The following is a 17971-nucleotide window of genomic DNA, read 5'->3' as shown; positions in this document are numbered from 1 at the left end:
TTGATGGGGAAACCAATAACATTCAGCATTATAGGTGGTGGAGGCTTTCGCGCACAGTATTTTCTAAGAATTGCAAAGGCTCTTCCAGAACAATTTTGTGTTAGCGGAATGGTAATTCGTGACGAATCCAAGGGCAGGGCGATGGAAGACTTATGGCAAGTGACTACTTATCGGACACTGGATCAGCTCTTAGTAAATGAACAACCGGACTTTGTTGTACTATCTATCAATGCATCGGCCGCTATCGATTATATGCTGCAGCTGGCGAAACGAGGAATTCCTGTACTTACAGAAACACCTCCTGCACCTAATCTGGATGGTTTGCTGCAGCTGCACAACAACCTTACCCGTCAAGGCGCGCGAATTCAAATTGCTGAACAATACCAATTTCATCCTATACAAGAAGCCCGACATAAGATTATTATGTCAGGACAATTAGGCAATGTTAATCAAGTGACAGTATCCATATCTCAGTTCTATCATGCAGTAAGCTTAATACGGAAAATGTTAGGAGTGCGCTTTGAAGAAGTCAGTATTAAGGGAATGAGATTTGAATCCGATTGGGTCGCTGGGCCGAACCGAAGTGGTCCGCCTACAGAAGATAAATTAATCAAGTCAGAGAGAGATTTAGCTTGGTTGGATTTTGGTGGAAAGCTGGGGATTTACGATTTCACCAAGGATCAACATCGTTCATGGACCCGTTCAAACCATCTATGTATTAGGGGGGAACGGGGGGAAATATTCGATAATCGGATTAGCATACAAGATCCATTCTGTAAACAGATTCAAATGGAATTAAAGCGCATCAATAAAGGTGAGTATGAGAACGCGGAAGGCTATTTCCTTAAAGGAATTATGGCGGGAGAACAATGGGTATATGAAAATCCCTACATACCTGCTAGGTTATATGACGATGAAATTGCTATTGCAGTCTGTTTGAAGAAGATGGCGGTTTATGCCGCGGGAGGACCCGGATTTTATGGTCTTCCGGAAGCTTCTCAGGACCACTATATCGGCATGCTGATTGAGCAGGCTATTAGATCCGGGAAGACAGTAATGTCGATTCGACAACCATGGGCTGATAACGAATGATAAGTAATGGCACCCCCATTCGGGTGCCATTACATTTGGCCGTTAGAGTGGTACTGGTCACTTTTCACTTCCCCCATCGTGTAGAGTCATTCTAAAATGTTGTTGTGTAACCTCTAACCTGATTTCCGATCTAACATTTTGAAGTTATCGCTCCAATTTCCCCAGACTTCTCTAAGTCTTTCTCACCCCTCAGCGAGTAAAAAAATATCATCTAAAGGAGTGAGTTTCATGTCCCATACCAACCATGCATTCTTTGAATATAAAAATGATTGAGGGTACGATGAATAGGATGCAAGAAAGCATCCCGGATTCATCCCGCCAAATAAGCTTCCTTCACTTGATCATTAACAAGCAATGTCTGGGCATCGTCCTCCAAAATAATTTCACCGGTCTGAATGACATAGCCGCGGTGGGCGATTTGCAACGCTTGGTAGGCGTTCTGTTCTACAAGCAGAATCGTCATCCCGATGCGGTTCATCTCCTGGATGATTTCAAAGATTTGATCCACGATGACTGGAGCCAAGCCCATCGACGGCTCGTCGAGCAACAACAGCTTAGGCTTCATCATGAGCGCACGTGCTATGGCAAGCATTTGTTGTTCGCCTCCACTCATGGTGCCACCTGCCTGGTGCAGACGTTCTCTCAAACGCGGGAAGTATTCGAAGGACTGTTCCATACGCTCTTTAATCACTTTTTTATCTTTAACTGAAAATGCGCCCATTTCCAGATTTTCCTTAACTGTTAGCCTCGGGAATATGCGCCTGCCCTCCGGGACATGCGCAATGCCTTCCAGCGCTGTTTGATGGGGCGGCCAAGCCGATATGTTGCGCTCATTAAATAGGATGGAGCCCTTCGTTTTCACCTGACCGCATATGGATTTAAGTGTTGTGGATTTCCCCGCTCCGTTACAACCGATCAACGTGACAATTTCCCCTTCATTGACATGCAGTGAAATTCCCTTTAATGCTTGAATACCTCCATAGTAAGCTTGGACCTCTAGAAGCTGCAGTAAGCTCATGATTTCACCTCTTGACTTAAGGCACTTTTCCCTAAATATGCTTCAATCACACGCGGATTCGAACGAATCTCATCAGGGGATCCTTCCGCTATCTTTTCGCCGTGATCCAGAACTAGAATGTGATCGGAAATCTTCATCACGAGCTTCATATCGTGCTCAATTAATATAATGGACATGCCCAACTCCTGCCTAATACTGCGAATAAGCTCGGTCAGTTCATTGGTTTCACGCGGATTCATTCCTGCGGCGGGTTCATCCAGCAGTAGTATTTTCGGTTTAACGGCAAGCGCTCTTGCGATTTCAAGCCGTCTCTGCGCGCCGTAAGAAAGGCTGTTTGCATTCTCATTGAGTTGAGACTCGAGACCCACATATTGTAATAATCGGTAGCCTTCATCCATCGCATTTTGTTCCTCAATCCGAATTTTACGAAGACCAAGTAACGTGCTTACGACTCCGCCTTTTAGATGAATGTGCATGCCGACCATCACATTTTCAAGAACAGTCATATTTCCAAACAGTCTAATATTTTGAAAAGTACGTGCTATGCCCATGGCTGTAATTCGTTCCGGCTTCACCTTCAGGAGCGATTTCCCTTCCAATTCAATAACACCCTCATCAGGCGAATAAATACCGGTGATCATATTAAAAAAAGTTGTTTTCCCGGCACCGTTCGGACCGATAACAGCAGAGATTTTACCCTTTTGAAATTCAAAATGAACACCGTTAACGGCTACCAGTCCGCCAAAGCGTTTGACCAAATTATGGACACGCAAAACGGTCATTTGGCGATCCCTCCGCTATGAGGATTTACTTGCTGCACGGCAGTTGATGAAGCCCGGTCCTGAATGAGCTTTTCGTTCACTTTACGATTCCTCGCGGAAATCAATCCATTCGGCCTAAATACGGCAAAGAGGATGAGAATTGCCCCGAAAATAAACCGCTGCATCTTGGATGGAGATAAGGCATAAGGAATGCGAACAACACCTTGTTGTGTTAATTGATTTAGCCAATTGGTAAGTTCCGTAAGCACCTGTATGTTGAGAATCGTGATGAGTGCAGCTCCAAGTATAACGCCGGGAACACTCCCCATTCCTCCTAACACCACCATGACCAATATCGTAATGGACTCCAGCAAAGTAAAGCTCGACGGATCAATAAATGTTTGCTTGGCTGCAAAGACAACTCCCATCATCCCGGAGAAGGAAGCCCCCACTGCGAATGCGGTCAACTTCGTGCGAATCAACGGAACCCCCATGGATTGTGCAGCAATTTCATTCTCCCGTACAGCTTTCCATGAGCGACCTATTCGGGAATGTTCAAATCTTTTTACTCCGAAAATCACAAAGGCCAAGATCGCGATCACAATGAAATAAAATTGATGAGGATGCGTAAATTCAAATCCGAACAGATTCGGAGGATTGATCGAGGATATACCTTTGGCACCATTGGTAATGTTAACCGGCTTCTCCAGGTTGTTGAAGATGATACGGATCATTTCCCCAAAGCCCAAGGTCACGATAGCCAGATAATCTCCTTTCACCCTGAGGACGGGCAGGCCGAGAACGACTCCGAACAGCGCAGCTATAAAGCCACCGATTAGAATAAACACCCAAAACGTAGAGCCCGAAAGAGGAAATAAATCCCCTGGAAGGAAGTAATTCGCCTGAACCGTAGAGAAGATCCCATAGGTATAAGCTCCAATCGCGAAAAAGGCGACAAAACCGAGGTCTAGCAGCCCTGCGAAACCGACCACGATATTCAGCCCGAGCGCCATCGCGATATAAATCCCGCTCTGTGTTGCAACTTCCATGTAAGACTCGTAGGCAGGACCTCCCGATGAAGCAAACGGAATAACTAGAATGAGCATGACTCCGCCGAGCATCCATTTGACTTTATTGGAGAATGAGGTGTAGTAAAGCAAAAGTAACGATGCCAGCAATAATAAAAAGGCTATGACCGATTTAGCCGTCATATAGACACTTAGTGCTGTAACCGAAACAAGAAGGACAAGGATCAGGGCTTGCATGTAAGAGTTTTGCGCTAATGCCTGTTTCATTTTATCCATACTGGGCGGGTCACCTACACTTTCTCTTTGACAGCTTTGCCAAACAGACCTTCGGGTTTAAAAATCAATACGATGATTAGAACCATAAAAGCAAACACATCTTTATACTCGGAACCGAAGTTTCCGTTCGTTAGTAAGCCCAGATTAGAAGAAGCGAACATCTCTAATATTCCAATCACCAGTCCGCCGAACATGGCGCCGCGAATGTTTCCAATACCACCAAGCACAGCTGCAGTGAACGCTTTCAACCCTAATATATAACCGATATATGGATCGATCGTACCGTATTGCTGCGCAAATAATACCCCAGTAGCACCGCCTAAAGCTGAACCGATAAAAAAGGTTAGAATAATGATTTTATTCACGTTGATTGACATCAGTGACGCCGTTTCACGATCTTGCGCAACCGCACGCATGGCTACTCCCCATTTGGTACGATTGATAAAAAAATCAAGACTGATCATCAATAATATAGCCACTGCGATGATGATGATCGTATTGGTTTTCAAAGAAGCGTCTCCCATCCATGGTCCAAGAGAAGAAGTGCTGATGGTCATATTTTTATCAAATAAAGTAATACCGCTTACGATGTAGTTTCCTGTTCTCAATTCGGAGATAAAGCGTACGAGATCTTGAACCACGAATGAAACACCAATTGCGGAGATCAATGTAATTAGCTTAGGCGCATTTCGAAGAGGCTTATAAGCAATACGTTCAATTCCGACCCCCAACAATCCCGTAAACAGCATAGCAATAATGAGGATTAGTAGGTATGCAACCCATCCCGGCATGCCACTAAGCCACCCTGTCGTATGAAAAAGGAACAATACCCCGGTCCCGACGAACGCTCCCGTCATAAAAATCTCGCCATGCGCAAAATTGATCAATTCAAGAATACCGTATACCATGGTATAGCCTAAGGCAACGACCGCATAAATAGCTCCTAAAGCAAGCCCGTCGATCAATACTTGGGGAAGTGAGTGCAGGATGTTTAGGATCATGAAGCTTCTCCTTTCGTAGGTGAACAAACTGTAAAGAGGTATATCTATGAAGCACATACCTCTTTACCTTTAAGTTATAATGAGATCAGGTTTACTTCCCTACTTCGGAAATCATGGTACCCGGATATTTCGCACCTTCAAATTTGTAGATAAATACTTTGGCGAATGTATTGTCGCCTTTCCCATCAAAGGAAACCTTTGTGGCAACGCCTTGGAAGTCTTTGGTGGCGCGCACCGCATCACGAACCTTGTCGCGGGCAGGGACTTTCCCACCGTCTACACTGCTTGCCGTTTTAATGCCGTTAAGAATGATCGTCATACAGTCATAAGCGTATGCGGAGTAACCATCCGGAGCTTTGCCGAATTTGGCCTTGTATTGATCGGCCCATTTCTTGCCGTCTGCTGTTTTGGTAATATCCGTGGAGATGGAAGCGTACAAGGCATCTTTAACTTTATCGCCGGCTACATCAACCAAACCTTGCGTATCCCATCCGTCAGCCCCCATGAATGGAACCATGATTCCTTTGTCGCGGGCCTGTTTGATGAGTAGACCTCCCTCCGCATATAATCCTCCGAAGAAGATAAAATCCGGTTTCTTGCTAAGCGCAATGTTAAGCACACCGTTGAAATCCTTCTCGCCAACGGTAATGCCTTCATAACCGACAACGGTTGCCCCCTGCTTCGTAGCAGCGTCTTTAAATGCTTCTGCCAAGCCTTGTCCATACGCTGTTTTGTCTTGAATGACGAAAATGTTTTTGGCTTTCACGGTTTTAATCGCATAATCAGCAGCGGCAGGTCCTTGGAAATCATCCCTTGCAACGATTCGGTTTACCACTTTCAGATTACGGTCGGTTACTTCCGTTGCCGTGTTGGACGGCGAAACCATGACAATATTGTTCTTCTCATAGACGACGGAGGAAGGAATAGCTACACCAGAGTTCATATGACCGACGATACCGAGGATCCCTTGATCAGCGCTGATGATCTCGGCGTTCGCTACGCCTTTCTTTGGATCTCCTTGGTCGTCATAAGGGACAAGTTGCAACTCAAAACCCAGCTTCTCAAATTCCGCTTTATGGTCATCTAATGACAGCTGAGCACCTAGCTTAATTGCTTCCCCTTGAACGGCGCTGCCTCCCGATAATGGGGATTGGGTCGCAATTTTGATGACCTTCTTACTGGCTGTTTGAGGACTTGCACTTGTGCTCGTAGTTGTGCTTGTTCCAGTTCCGCACCCCGCCAACAAACCTAGGGCAAGCGCCGATAATGAGATCATATTAAACGTTTTCTTCAAAATCATGATACAACCCCCTCAGATAGTTTATTACGCAAAAATACCCGATATCGCAGCGTTCAGAACTTCTATTAAGAGACGAAGTTCATACAAATCTACTCTATCGGCGTTTTTGAATAACATGAACCTTACAGAATTATAATAATGAAATCGGAAATTTATGTCAATATAGCTGACATAAATAATATATTTCTATGAATTTATTCTGATTTTTTATTTTATATGACATACTTTGATATATAATCTATCATAAATCGACAAAATATCCGTTATTATTTTTAATTTTAGAAATAACCTCGAAAAATAAGCCAACCGCAATATCCGGCTGACTAACCGTAATATTCCAGAGATCAAGAAGTTCATCGGTAGCTATGTGGAAAAGGCTTTATTAGGGAATGGACCAATTCCTTCTTTAGAAATGACCATTATAGGTGATTCTGGCATGATCAGTTGCAATGATAACGAGGGCTGGTTACTTATTTCCTAGTATACGACCAAGCTCTTGTAAGGAAGCTGTGGCGAGTTAGATTGGCATAAAACAAGCACCATCTAATGATGATGCTTGTTACTTGTTCTAATAACTGTTTAGATCATCGCTTCATCTTTAACTACGACACTTTCCAGCACATCACCTTGAATTTGTGGATTATATATGAGTACGTGAATGGGAATATACTATACATGCATTATTGCGGGTATTACTTCACTTTAATACAATTGATTTCAAGTATGCTGGAAGACAGTTCATTAATTCAGCTTTAATGTGAAATTAATATTTTTAAAGGGGATTAAAAATGTTGAACATGATTAAAAAATTGGAGTGGAGTGGGCGCTCAATATGATTCTTTTGATGCTTCTGATCTTATGTTCGCCAATCATCATAAGCTTTGTATGGGTAATCAGCAAATTTTACACAAGCGAGTACAGCAAAGAAACCAAAAAGGGTTTCTTCAAAGTTAGAAAAAACAAGGGGGATTATGGAGAATATCTTACGGCTTCCATCTTGCAAAAAGTTCCTGGTTATCATCGCATGGTTCTCAACTGCTATATTCCTACAGGTGAAGAACAGACGACTGAAATAGATTTGATTTTCATTCATGAAACAGGCATCTATGTGATGGAATCGAAGAATTATAGTGGCTGGATATTTGGTGACGAAGAAAACTATAAATGGTGTCAATCTTTCCCAAGAGGGAAGAAGCAGTTCTTTTATAATCCAATTAAGCAGAACAAAACCCATATGGATGCACTGCAGAAAAAGGTATCTTTGGATGTACCTATGACATCGGTGATAGTATTTAGCGAACGATGTGAACTGAAAAAGATTGAAGTTACGTCCCCAAATGTTTATGTGCGCAAGCGTGGAGACATTAAAGGATTGATGAAGAAATTGCTCTCGGATGTCCCAAAGCGAATGACTAAAGAAGAAATAGATCGTGTACATAATGAATTGAAGTTGTTTTCAATGGTATCGGAGGAAATAAAAACGAATCATATTATGCAGATTTCTTCGATGAAGCAATAACCTATAACTGATTTACTCGAGAGGCTCGATGTGGGCACCTTTTCGCTCTCGAGCTTGGCGAGGATCGGCTTGAGCTGCTAATGCACCTTTTCGAGTTGGGCAACCTTTCGAATCCTAATAATCACTATTAGTTCGTAGATGAGTTTAAAGGTGTTCTTGGTATTGAAGAAATGAGCTAAAATAATCCCTGAACCTGATCAACAGGCAAGGGATTATTTTTTCATTAGAATTATTTATTCAATTTCATATCAAAAATGCCTTGAATCGGAGGCGTTATACCTGAGTAAGTCAAATCTATCTTTGTAAAATTCAAACTAATGGCTTCGTTCGTATTGTCAAAGTTATAATGGGTGATCAACACATCAGTTAACTTAATTCTCAAAATGGGCGCGGGGGATGGACCACGAGATACGAACACAATCTCGCCATCTGCCAAGTGTTTTCCTTGTAGCATATCCATAAATAGAGGGATTGAAGAGGCGTCGAATAGTTTCTTGACCACAAACTCATTGAATTCGGCTTTCCCAGCGCCGCCACCGCCGCCGCTTCCTATCGTTACCGTTTGAGAAGCATCAATTTGAACGCCAGAAAGTACAATCCAATTTTCATAATGCTCCGCTGTCGACTCCCCTTTAACGCCGCCTATTCTCATATATACATCGTAGTTATTAACAGCAGTTCCGTAAACTGCAGGCCCGACAGCGCCATCGGCTCCGTCTTTGCCGTTAACACCGTCTTTGCCGTTAACACCGTCTTTGCCCGCTGGCCCTTGCGGACCCGTTAGTCCAGTCGGTCCCTGCGGCCCCACAACATTCCATGAAATTTTCTGTTCATTGATTCCGCATGATGTGCTTCCATCTGTCAATGTGATCTGGCCGCTGTCTTTAGCGCACGCATAGATAGTTTGACCGCTGAAATCGGGTTTTACGGCCGCATACACGGTAATGCATGAGAAAATCAGAACCATGACGCTAAACAAAATCACAAACGTTTTTTTGCTGATATACAATACACATCGCTCCCCCTAGTTAATGCATGCAATTTCTATGTATATTAACTGAAGACAATTTTATGTTTTTAAATATCTTGGCATTGGCTAAATAAAACAAGCAGACCGCTGCGTGCCTGCTTTCATGTGTACTATTCAACTATCGTTCTTCGTTAGTTCATCTCTCTTCTCTCATAAGTAAATACAGCAAAACAATAGGTATAATATTAATTCCTAATGTAAACTCGCTATTTATTGAACCAAAAGAAAATTTACTTAATACTTCATAGCTCGCTTTGATTTTAAATGATGATTCAAAAATATCAATATTTAGTGAGAGATAGGTTCCCACGCCTGATAATAACGCAAATGAAAAAAAGCCCCATTTTATACTTACAATTTGAATTAATTGAGTAAGAATTGACCACTTAAATGATACTTTATTACCGATAAAAATCAATAACCCGCTTAAGAATGAATGAGTACTCACCATAATTCCTAAAAATGAAGAGAAAGTAAAGAAATTTAGATAAATATGGAAAATAAAACCCAGTAAACCAAAAACCATTTCCAAAAATCCTAAAATAAAAATATATTTTCTTTTCATGAAAATTGCTCCAATTCACTTTATATATGGGTGTCTACCGATGTTATCTTGCCCGTTACTTGAATTAATAATGAGGAGCTGCCTCAGGAAGCATGCCCCTAAACTATCGTTACCCGTTAGCTTAGCATTCTGTGAGTTCAAAAGTCCGTCATGCAAGGACTTCCGGCCGTTAAGAACGATACCTTGACTGAAACAATTCCTTGCGGTTTCTTTTATAAGATTCGATTCTGATGCCAGAAGTAGAGTATAGTAGGAGTAGTTAAAAATATATTCCAGGAGGCTACAGCCATGTCACAGGAAATTTGGATTAATCTGCCGGTCAAAGATGTTGAGAGGTCAACCGCCTTTTTCAATGAGATTGGATTCAATGCGGTGAGCGTTGGTAACGAGAGAGCCAAGCTTGCCATAGGCCAAACAACGATTCTACTGTTCCCGGATGAGGTGTTCGAGAAATTTACAGGTTCAAAAACCGCAGATACTTCCCATAGCGCAGAAGTAATATTTTCCATTGGTGCTGAAAGCAGAGAAGAAGTAGACGCCTTTATTCAAAAAGTAGAGTTTGCCGGAGGAAGCATCTTTGGCAAGCCGAGTGAAATTGACGGCTGGATGTACGGCGCAGGATTTGCCGACCTGGACGGTCATCGCTGGAACCTACTGTACATGGATGAGAGTAAAATGCCGAAACGTTAATGGAAACGCCGGTCACCTGCTTAGGGTCACCGGCGTTTTTTTACACCTCGTATAATCTCATATCTGTCATTCAAATCAAAATCGTTGCTTAGAATGAAAAATTMGTGGGTTAAACTATACAAATCACTTGGGTTAGCCCCTGTTAATTTATTAGCCTTACATAAACTATATTAACACATATTGGAACTAACCTGCCCATTACTTGAACAGGCTGCCCAGTATCTCGTCAGAAGGTGTTGTTTTTATGCTATCCTTTCCCGTTACTGCAAATATTTACGTCCTTCTTCTAGATGATTGAATTTTAATCCTCTCATTATATCCGCGTCACTAGGTCCAATCTGAATCCATTGTCCTACTCCTCTATCCGTATACGTATAGTAAACGCCAGGTTCATCTTTAAAAAGTACATATACTCCCATTTGAGGCACCTTCCCAAAATATGCTTTAATCTCAGAAACTTCAGATACTTCGTAATGCTTTTCGTTAATTAGATATGCTTGTAATTCCTTCTCAAGTTTGCTTTTTTTTACTTCAAAAAAAATATATATCGAGCTTATTAACAATAAGATTATACAAACGCTACCCCAGAGCCCTCTCCTTTTAATCATTGCCATCCTCCTAATAAAGAAAATATCTCTTCATATAATAATAACAGAGCTGCCACCGCCAATCTGGCTATTTCGCATAATTGCCCGTTAGCGGAGCAAAGGGCTGCCACACGGCAGCCCTTTCGAAATTGAACTATCGTTCCTCGCATAAGCCGCGATGCGGTTAGTTGATATTCTACATCCCCGAAATACCACGGGCAGACCAAGGGCGCTAGCCAGAAGCGTGAATACGGTGTTATCGGATATTAATGCCTTCTTGAGACACTTTTAAAATGTTATGTTTACTCGTTTTGAATATCTAAAATATAAAATCCATATTACTCCTACAATGATAATTAGCATCAACTCAAGAACATCATATTGTCTTCTATTTGAGAAAAAGAAATCAATTATTGCAAATATTATTGTTATTAACTCAGTTATGATTGTAATCAATGGCGCACTTTTGTTCTTCTTTAATAAATTAAAAAGAGACATGATAATAAGAACTTCTAGTAAAATGTAAGAAACAACATCATACACACTTTCAACATCCCATTCTAGGACCTCTTCTATCATCTTGAAAATGTAATATGGATTGATCGAAACTCCAACAATTGAGTAACTCACATAGAATAGAAGCCAGCCTCTGATTCCCGCTAGGTTTTTCTGTATTTGCACGTATGTTGCCACCTTTTTCTTATGAAACACCCTATTTGAACTGCTTATATTTTTTAATGAATTCAGGTATTTGTTCTACACCCTCCATCCAAAAACCATAACAAGCTGTTGCATCTCCTTCAGGCGATGTGACATTCGTCTTTTCGGCTGGAGAAATATAATAAGCTATAGACGATACCGGCAAATTAGAAATATCGTCAATTATTTGCCATTCACCCCAGCTAGTTAAAGGCGGAGTATACTCATCTTCATAAATGGAAGCGGACGTCTGTAGTCGTATATAAAAACTCCCATCTTTAATATATCTAAATATATTTTCATGTTCTTCATAAAGTACAATGTCTTGATCAAATTCAAATCCAATTTCTTTAATCGCCTCAACGAATTCGTTTTTAATCTTTTTTATTTCTACTTCATTTATCTCTCCGTTTAAAAACTTGCTTTGTAATTTGCCTCTGTCCATCTAACAATTTACCCCTTACCTAGAATAATTCTCTTATTATATCCCTCTTTCAGCATCAAAAACCTATATTACCCTTTTTACCAAGACCTTGGGTTGTTGAACTATTCAGCACGTTACTTGAATGAACAAAAAAATAGCTGCCGCCGAGGCAGGCTCCCTCACTAACGTTATCCGTTAGATTCAATGTCCGTATGCTCCTATGCTTTACTAGCAACATGTCTCTACTGGGATTCATAGCCCCCACCTTTTCATAAAATGATAAATACTTAGGCCTCCCTAAACTGGGAGGCCTAAGTATTTATTCAGAACTATCCCACTGCTCGACAAGAGGAGCTCATTTATTAGGAGCAGCTTTTTCTTCATCAAGATTTATTTTACGACATCGAATAAAAGCCGGATCTAAGCCATTTCCTAATGAGCCGTAAACATTATTTTCTCTAGGGTCGATCAACTCATTGTTCTTATAGTAGATTCTAGGGGTTTCCCAAAGGGCCTTTAGCGCCTGACCCATTGGCATTTCATGGTAATGATCTGGCCACATCGTTTTAATGTGTTGTTTGACAAGCGGATAGTACTTGGAACTGATACCGGGGAATATATGATGCTCCGTATGATATGAGAAGTTAAAGTGAAGAACATCTACCCACTTCGGAACTGTTACAGTAAGGCTGTTGGCCAATGGATCATTAATTGGTACATGCGGGTTTAGAAAATGGTGTGTTGAAATATAAGCCATTAATATAAAGTTTCCAATGAATAAGGGAAGCAAAAATACAAAAAACCATTTTTCAAATCCCATTAAGAATAGTAAGGTAATCCATGTCGCCAATGGAATAATGAACTGAAACCAAACCTTTGATTGTGTCGTTGGATTAAATTGTTTAATAAAACGAATAAACATTCGGCTGGAGTGGACGTTGAACCCAATCATCAAATAACCAAAACTGATACATGACCGGACAAACAATGGAAGTCGATAAGCCCTTCTCAAGAAACGATTTTTAGCGAGTTTTTCCAAGGTTGGTAATGAATCGGGATCTTGCTCATTTTTTTGAGTGTGAACGTGGTGGGTTGCATTATGCCACTTTCGCCAGAGATTCGGTCCGATTATTAAAGGAAAGAAAGCAATCGCACCCAGTATGTCTTGGAGCCAAGGTTTTCTTACAACTGTATGATGTAAAATCTCGTGACCTAGGATACCCATTCCAGCAAAACTGGCTCCTAATAGAAGAGCAATTATCAGACTTATCCATAGATTCAAATCAAATAAACCTATACTAAGAATCCCCGAAAAAACGACCATCAAATAGGCTAGACCGCCAAATAGGCGAGCAGGGACAGGTTTAAATGCCTCTTCTGGCAAATGTGGGGATATTCGCGCTGAATACCATCCAAGTGAATGAAGTTCCCTCATAAATAGACTCCCTCCATTGTGAATCTACACATGCGATGGCGAATCCACTTTCTCGAAATCATACTTGGTTAATAATTCTTCTAGAGTAATATTCCCAATATCCTTTGTATCACTTCGTTTGATCCCTGCATTGAAATAACAAATGTCCATTAACGAAGTACAAACCAGTTTTTTATTTAGATTTAATGCCCGCTTTTTGTTAAAATTAAAAACGCCATAAAAAAATAGACTAATAAAGTGCAAGTAATCATATTGCATCCCAATCTTTTGCTTGGCATATGTAACCGCTAGCTTCAATCTTTGGGATTGGTTGCCTGTTATCCGATAACACCCATATTCTTGATTTTGCACCGAGTATCGCCTTGTGCCTATTTTTAAAAAGGGTCTAGCTTCTACCATATATACAATATCTCCGTTTGCATCTTCAATCACCATGCCTACATGAGAATATTTACTCTTCCCCCAAGAAGCAACTGTTTTCGAAAACAATGATGACTTATTTAAAATAAAAATAGCATCACCTTTTTGAAAACGCATTACTCATCCCCCTTAATTGTGATTAGTGATGCAACACAAATAATTAGTTTCTTTAAAATGGGCATTAAAAGTATCAACAAAGTCATTTTTTACTATGTAAAACTTCGTTCTATTAAACAATTTCATCACGGCGTAGCGGATGAGCTCTTACCGCCGAAATATTCAACCTCATTGCATCCCGGAATATCTTCCAAGGATTCATCGAAAAAGAAGCTGCAGCATAACTGAAGCACGGTATCGATTTGTTCGAGATGAAATAAATGATCGGAGTTCTTGATCGTCGTGTACGCGGCGTTCTTGAACGTAGCGGCAATCTCTTTACAATATGCCGGTTTGGTAAAAACGTCATATTCGCCGGTGAACACCAATGCGGGCATACCGGGCGAATGGTCCGTATTTAACGGACTATGCCGAAACAATCGCCGCGTATTCCCGATATACCTGTCGATTTGATCGGAATTTAAATTCATCAGCTGTTTTCTGAATAATTTCAAGACAAAATTTCTTTTGTTGATCTCTTTAAGTGGATCCACGCAAAGCATGCCGTTAATGATAACTGAGGCGAATTCGTCCATGCGGTTCTCTCTTAGCAGCGCAAACGTAGGGATGACATCCGAGACCAAGTCATCGGGAAACTCGCGCATGATTCCTGCAAGCAGTAGATGAGATACGCGATGAGGATGACGTTTGGCATATTCATAAGCGATCGGAGTTCCATAGGATGCCGATAGCAGATTTACTTTCGGAATGGTATAGTGGTTCAACACCTTGTCGACGCTTTCTACCATAAAATCGAAACCATACTCCTCGGGAAGGACGTCGGAATTCCCGCCGCCGGGCAAATCCACTAAGATCAAGGTAGTTTTGTCTTTAAAAAACTCAACGAACTTAATCCAGGAATCCATGGTCTGAAAAGCTCCGCCCAGAAAGAAAATAGGATCTATAAGTTCTTTATCGCATTTGATCATTCGTGCAAAATATCGATATCCGTGCATGACAAGCTCGATCTCTTGGTGCTGCGCTGTTTCCTTCAATCGCATCACGGCTCCAATTCGAAATGAGTAGGGCTCTAATCAGTAATACATATTCGAGGGATATTGTCCCTTATTCATTGACAATGCACGACAAACCTATATAAGTAAACATGGGTTGTCCGAAATGCTTTTATACTTCCAATTTGACCCCCCTTTTTTTCTTCCACTTACCATGAATGGTGTTTATTGGAGTCAGATTTTCGTACTATCCTCCCTTTAGCTTAATGATAAAATCAACATCGGGTATTAACAGAGCCAAAATCAAAAAAGCCTTGCAGGGATGCTTTCCCATACAAGGCTTCTTCGACGTTATCGAACTGTTAAGGTATTAAAGATATCTGATACTCCTCTCGTCTCCAACATACATAACCACGTATCAAATAATCAAATTGTCTGTGGTTATACTAACTTTAGCCTTAGGAGGCGATTGACTATGATAAGAGTGCTCAATGTGGATGGCCAAATACTAACCCCATGTTTACTTCACCGGGCTTGGAGGGAAGTTAATCGAGCCCGTGCCGTCTGGATCGACGAGCAGACAATCCAATTACTTTACAACCCATTTTCATTTCGAGACTATAGAAAAGCTGCATTAAAACGGGATCATTACACTTGTTTGTGGTGTGGACGTCCCGCAACGACTGTAGATCATATTGTCCCTTCAAGCAAAGGGGGCTCAGATCTTCCCCAAAACTTACTTGCTTCTTGCATTGAATGCAACACGAAACGAGGAAACCGTTCAGCGTTCTCATATCTTTTAGAAAAAGCACTTTCCGTGCCGAATTCTATAAAGATCTGTTACCGCATCATTAAAGCTAAACATAACCATCGTCGATCGAACTGATGTAAGTATTCTTCACCACCTTGAGGCGGTTTTTATCTTTTGCCTGTTTTCGAGGAATTTATTGTTTAGCGGATCGAAACCTACCTTTCAAATCAAGGCTTTGTTATTCTATAAATTTGATTTTCAACAAAACGAAAAACCGCCTCTTGATAAAGGCGATTAATTGAACTATCGTTCACCGGGAGCTTAACTAATAGCTACCGTGCAAAAATAAATATACACACCCAAAACAAACCTCCAAACAGAACAGAGGRAGCAATAGTAAGTAGTGTACTATTCACTTCATCCTTATTTATCAACGCACGAAGTGTGCTTAGGAATAACAACATAAAGAAAAAAGCCATTAATGCAAATAAAATATCCACGGAATTCCTCCTTTAGTTTTCACCCAAATTTACATATGCCCTTTAGTTGAATAGGCTACCGATAAGCTTACCATTTTTAGTTCTCTACTATGTGAGATTTTCAGGGTAGTTAAACGGTTTAAATTCAAATGTTTCCGCACTTTCCTGAACTAGTAGGCAAAAAGAACGGTTGTGGCCTATGTAAAAGGATGAAAGGTCATATCGATTCCTTGCTGGTTCAAAGGATACCAATACTCGATGGCTCATACGCTTCATGGTCAATTGTATGAATTGCTCAGCTTGCTCTGAGGCTATGATTGTAATATACGCGTAGAGGGAATGGTCTTCTGGCTCATCGAGCGGGCTGACCCCCGCACAAAAGATAGTTAACTACTGCCAAACTAACCCCACCGGCTAATCCCAATATTACTCCTTTTCGCACTCTCTTCTGCATTATATTTCACCTCTCAGATTGCTCTCTACATTAACCACACACAACTCATTGCTAACAAATAATCCCATATATTAAAACGCTTCAAAGACATTGATAGTTGCGTATCACTTCCAAACAGCTCAAAAAAGCGGTAGTTTGAACATATGCTATCACCGCGCTCTACTGCCCGTTACTTTTATGGAAAAAAAAGAGCTGCTTCACTGCAGCTCCTGCGCTATATTATAGTTCCTYGAYAGCTAAAAGAGTGTCTCTTTAGTGTAAGAATCAGATCGCGGTGACTTATGTCTTTTTTCACGTCTGCKTTACCTTTATGTTTAACAACCTGGTTTTGGTAAACATACCTGCACTTTCTAATGTCCGTTTGGACGCCTCATTGTAATACCAGCATCCGCACATCGGTGTTAAATCGCGTTCATAACACCATGCTTTCAATTTCAGAATAATGTTGCGCCCAATGCCTTGTTTTCTATAAGATTCTTTCGTAAACATGCCTATACTCGCCATTCCCGCGAGCATACTACTTTTTTCAAGAACGCCAATACCAAGCAACTCGGGCCCACGATAATATGTGAAGATTTCTCCATTCTCAATCCTTCTTTCATAATGATCGAGGAAATCTCCGCAAATCTGCTGGATTTGTAAATGGTCATTAAGATTAGCAAGAACGAAAATATCACCTTCGAATACCTTATACTCGGGTATACTCACCCGAGTATCTTGAAAAAAATAAGCCTGCTTAGTTATGGTAAAATCCTTATCTAAAGCTAGACTTATGAAAAGTTCATCACAGGTTTTGATAAATTGGCCGAATGAAAAATTGAGTAAGCAGCTGATTGTTGTGAATCGCATAATAACCGACTTCTTCTAATTCATCCATTAACAAATAAAAAGTAGACCCGCGAATATGCTCCTCCAAATAAGAATCAAAAGGTGAAGATAGCGTACGAACATATTCTTGAATGAGATGCTGCACTTCATGCATAATGCATTCCTTAATCAACAACTTGACTACCACCCTTTCACGATAATAAAGAGATCTCATTCACCATACCTTGAACTTGATCTCGAGATCAATGGATAGTATGGCTATAGTTAATTTGGATCTGGTTACCCTTCATTCGTCATGCGATGCAGATTGCCCGTTACTTCAACGGACAACGGCAGCCGATCATGTGYCGGCTGCCGTCATGTAGTGATGGAACTATAGTTCTTCGTTAGTTGAATAAATAGCTTTCAACTAACGAGGAAAATCTTGGTTTCTTATGGATTTTAATAAAACTTACTTACCTGTATTTGCAGTAACTTGTTGAACCTTTTTAGATATTTGCTTGCT

18 protein-coding genes and 2 pseudogenes are annotated in these 17971 nt (G+C 40.9%); 4 read left to right on the top strand and 16 right to left on the bottom strand.

What is annotated here, in order from left to right:
• Positions 1 to 3: 3 nt before the first annotated feature.
• Positions 4 to 1092: a Gfo/Idh/MocA family protein gene (locus tag AC1DVJ_RS21760; RefSeq protein ID WP_477593254.1), complete on the top strand. Its 1089-nt coding sequence runs from the start codon at positions 4 to 6 to the stop codon at positions 1090 to 1092.
• Positions 1093 to 1402: 310 nt separating this feature from the next.
• Here the strand turns inward: AC1DVJ_RS21760 and AC1DVJ_RS21755 are convergent, their stop codons facing one another.
• From AC1DVJ_RS21755 to AC1DVJ_RS21735, 5 genes are all read right to left on the bottom strand, one after another.
• Complete coding sequence (locus tag AC1DVJ_RS21755) at positions 1403 to 2110, bottom strand: ABC transporter ATP-binding protein (RefSeq protein WP_477593253.1); 708 nt, start codon at positions 2108 to 2110, stop codon at positions 1403 to 1405.
• Positions 2107 to 2892, bottom strand: a complete 786-nt coding sequence (locus AC1DVJ_RS21750) for an ABC transporter ATP-binding protein (protein WP_477593252.1) — start codon at positions 2890 to 2892, stop codon at positions 2107 to 2109. Before AC1DVJ_RS21750 ends, AC1DVJ_RS21755 begins: the two co-directional genes overlap by 4 nt.
• On the bottom strand, positions 2889 to 4166 hold the full coding sequence (locus AC1DVJ_RS21745; protein ID WP_477593285.1) for a branched-chain amino acid ABC transporter permease: 1278 nt from the start codon (positions 4164 to 4166) through the stop codon (positions 2889 to 2891). The genes AC1DVJ_RS21750 and AC1DVJ_RS21745 overlap by 4 nt, the downstream gene beginning before the upstream one ends.
• A gap of 23 nt (positions 4167 to 4189) precedes the next feature.
• Complete coding sequence (locus AC1DVJ_RS21740; RefSeq protein WP_477593251.1) at positions 4190 to 5176, bottom strand: branched-chain amino acid ABC transporter permease; 987 nt, start codon at positions 5174 to 5176, stop codon at positions 4190 to 4192.
• A 91-nt stretch (positions 5177 to 5267) separates the two neighbouring features.
• Positions 5268 to 6476, bottom strand: coding sequence for a branched-chain amino acid ABC transporter substrate-binding protein (locus AC1DVJ_RS21735; RefSeq protein WP_477593250.1), 1209 nt, complete (start codon positions 6474 to 6476; stop codon positions 5268 to 5270).
• 832 nt (positions 6477 to 7308) lie between these two features.
• On the opposite strand from AC1DVJ_RS21735, the gene AC1DVJ_RS21730 reads away from it, so the two are divergent.
• Positions 7309 to 7995 (top strand): nuclease-related domain-containing protein, encoded by a 687-nt coding sequence (locus AC1DVJ_RS21730; protein WP_477593249.1) that lies wholly within the window; start codon positions 7309 to 7311, stop codon positions 7993 to 7995.
• Positions 7996 to 8224: 229 nt separating this feature from the next.
• Here the strand turns inward: AC1DVJ_RS21730 and AC1DVJ_RS21725 are convergent, their stop codons facing one another.
• Both AC1DVJ_RS21725 and AC1DVJ_RS21720 read right to left on the bottom strand, forming a co-directional pair.
• A complete protein-coding gene (locus AC1DVJ_RS21725; RefSeq protein ID WP_477593248.1) occupies positions 8225 to 9004 on the bottom strand; it encodes an Hcp family type VI secretion system effector in 780 nt (259 codons plus the stop codon).
• Positions 9005 to 9161: 157 nt separating this feature from the next.
• Entirely contained in the window at positions 9162 to 9590 is a 429-nt protein-coding gene (locus tag AC1DVJ_RS21720; RefSeq protein ID WP_477593247.1) for a hypothetical protein, read from the bottom strand.
• A gap of 288 nt (positions 9591 to 9878) precedes the next feature.
• On the opposite strand from AC1DVJ_RS21720, the gene AC1DVJ_RS21715 reads away from it, so the two are divergent.
• The gene (locus tag AC1DVJ_RS21715; protein ID WP_477593246.1) at positions 9879 to 10280 is read left to right on the top strand and encodes a VOC family protein; all 402 of its coding nucleotides are present in this window, start codon (positions 9879 to 9881) and stop codon (positions 10278 to 10280) included.
• A 260-nt stretch (positions 10281 to 10540) separates the two neighbouring features.
• Here AC1DVJ_RS21715 and AC1DVJ_RS21710 read toward each other — a convergent pair whose 3' ends face one another.
• From AC1DVJ_RS21710 to AC1DVJ_RS21685, 6 genes are all read right to left on the bottom strand, one after another.
• Positions 10541 to 10888 carry a DUF3139 domain-containing protein gene (locus AC1DVJ_RS21710; protein WP_477593245.1) on the bottom strand — a complete coding sequence of 116 codons (348 nt, stop codon included), beginning with the start codon at positions 10886 to 10888 and terminating at the stop codon, positions 10541 to 10543.
• Between the two features lie 267 nt (positions 10889 to 11155).
• Positions 11156 to 11548 (bottom strand): DUF2569 family protein, encoded by a 393-nt coding sequence (locus AC1DVJ_RS21705; RefSeq protein WP_477593244.1) that lies wholly within the window; start codon positions 11546 to 11548, stop codon positions 11156 to 11158.
• A gap of 31 nt (positions 11549 to 11579) precedes the next feature.
• The gene (locus AC1DVJ_RS21700; RefSeq protein WP_477593243.1) at positions 11580 to 12011 is read right to left on the bottom strand and encodes a hypothetical protein; all 432 of its coding nucleotides are present in this window, start codon (positions 12009 to 12011) and stop codon (positions 11580 to 11582) included.
• A gap of 334 nt (positions 12012 to 12345) precedes the next feature.
• Positions 12346 to 13425 (bottom strand): Delta(10) desaturase DesB, encoded by a 1080-nt coding sequence (gene desB / locus AC1DVJ_RS21695; protein WP_477593242.1) that lies wholly within the window; start codon positions 13423 to 13425, stop codon positions 12346 to 12348.
• 24 nt (positions 13426 to 13449) lie between these two features.
• Positions 13450 to 13962, bottom strand: a complete 513-nt coding sequence (locus AC1DVJ_RS21690) for a YiiX/YebB-like N1pC/P60 family cysteine hydrolase (RefSeq protein ID WP_477593241.1) — start codon at positions 13960 to 13962, stop codon at positions 13450 to 13452.
• Between the two features lie 125 nt (positions 13963 to 14087).
• The gene (locus tag AC1DVJ_RS21685) at positions 14088 to 14996 is read right to left on the bottom strand and encodes an alpha/beta fold hydrolase (protein ID WP_477593240.1); all 909 of its coding nucleotides are present in this window, start codon (positions 14994 to 14996) and stop codon (positions 14088 to 14090) included.
• Positions 14997 to 15276: 280 nt separating this feature from the next.
• Between AC1DVJ_RS21685 and AC1DVJ_RS21680 the strand changes: the two genes are divergently transcribed.
• Positions 15277 to 15840 carry an HNH endonuclease gene (locus tag AC1DVJ_RS21680; protein ID WP_477593239.1) on the top strand — a complete coding sequence of 188 codons (564 nt, stop codon included), beginning with the start codon at positions 15277 to 15279 and terminating at the stop codon, positions 15838 to 15840.
• Between the two features lie 452 nt (positions 15841 to 16292).
• Here AC1DVJ_RS21680 and AC1DVJ_RS21675 read toward each other — a convergent pair.
• The 3 genes and pseudogenes from AC1DVJ_RS21675 to AC1DVJ_RS21665 form a co-directional block, all read right to left on the bottom strand.
• Positions 16293 to 16562: pseudogene (locus tag AC1DVJ_RS21675) on the bottom strand (hypothetical protein); the annotation flags it as partial.
• 367 nt (positions 16563 to 16929) lie between these two features.
• Positions 16930 to 17346 carry a GNAT family N-acetyltransferase gene (locus tag AC1DVJ_RS21670; RefSeq protein ID WP_477593284.1) on the bottom strand — a complete coding sequence of 139 codons (417 nt, stop codon included), beginning with the start codon at positions 17344 to 17346 and terminating at the stop codon, positions 16930 to 16932.
• A gap of 66 nt (positions 17347 to 17412) precedes the next feature.
• Positions 17413 to 17620 (bottom strand): annotated as a pseudogene (locus AC1DVJ_RS21665) (GNAT family N-acetyltransferase); the annotation flags it as partial.
• Positions 17621 to 17971 lie beyond the last annotated feature (351 nt).

It is taken from the genome of Paenibacillus sp. P4_A9 (genome assembly GCF_056402415.1).
The sequence above is the reverse complement of the archived record's forward strand: the minus strand, read 5'-3'. Positions and strand labels throughout refer to the sequence as shown.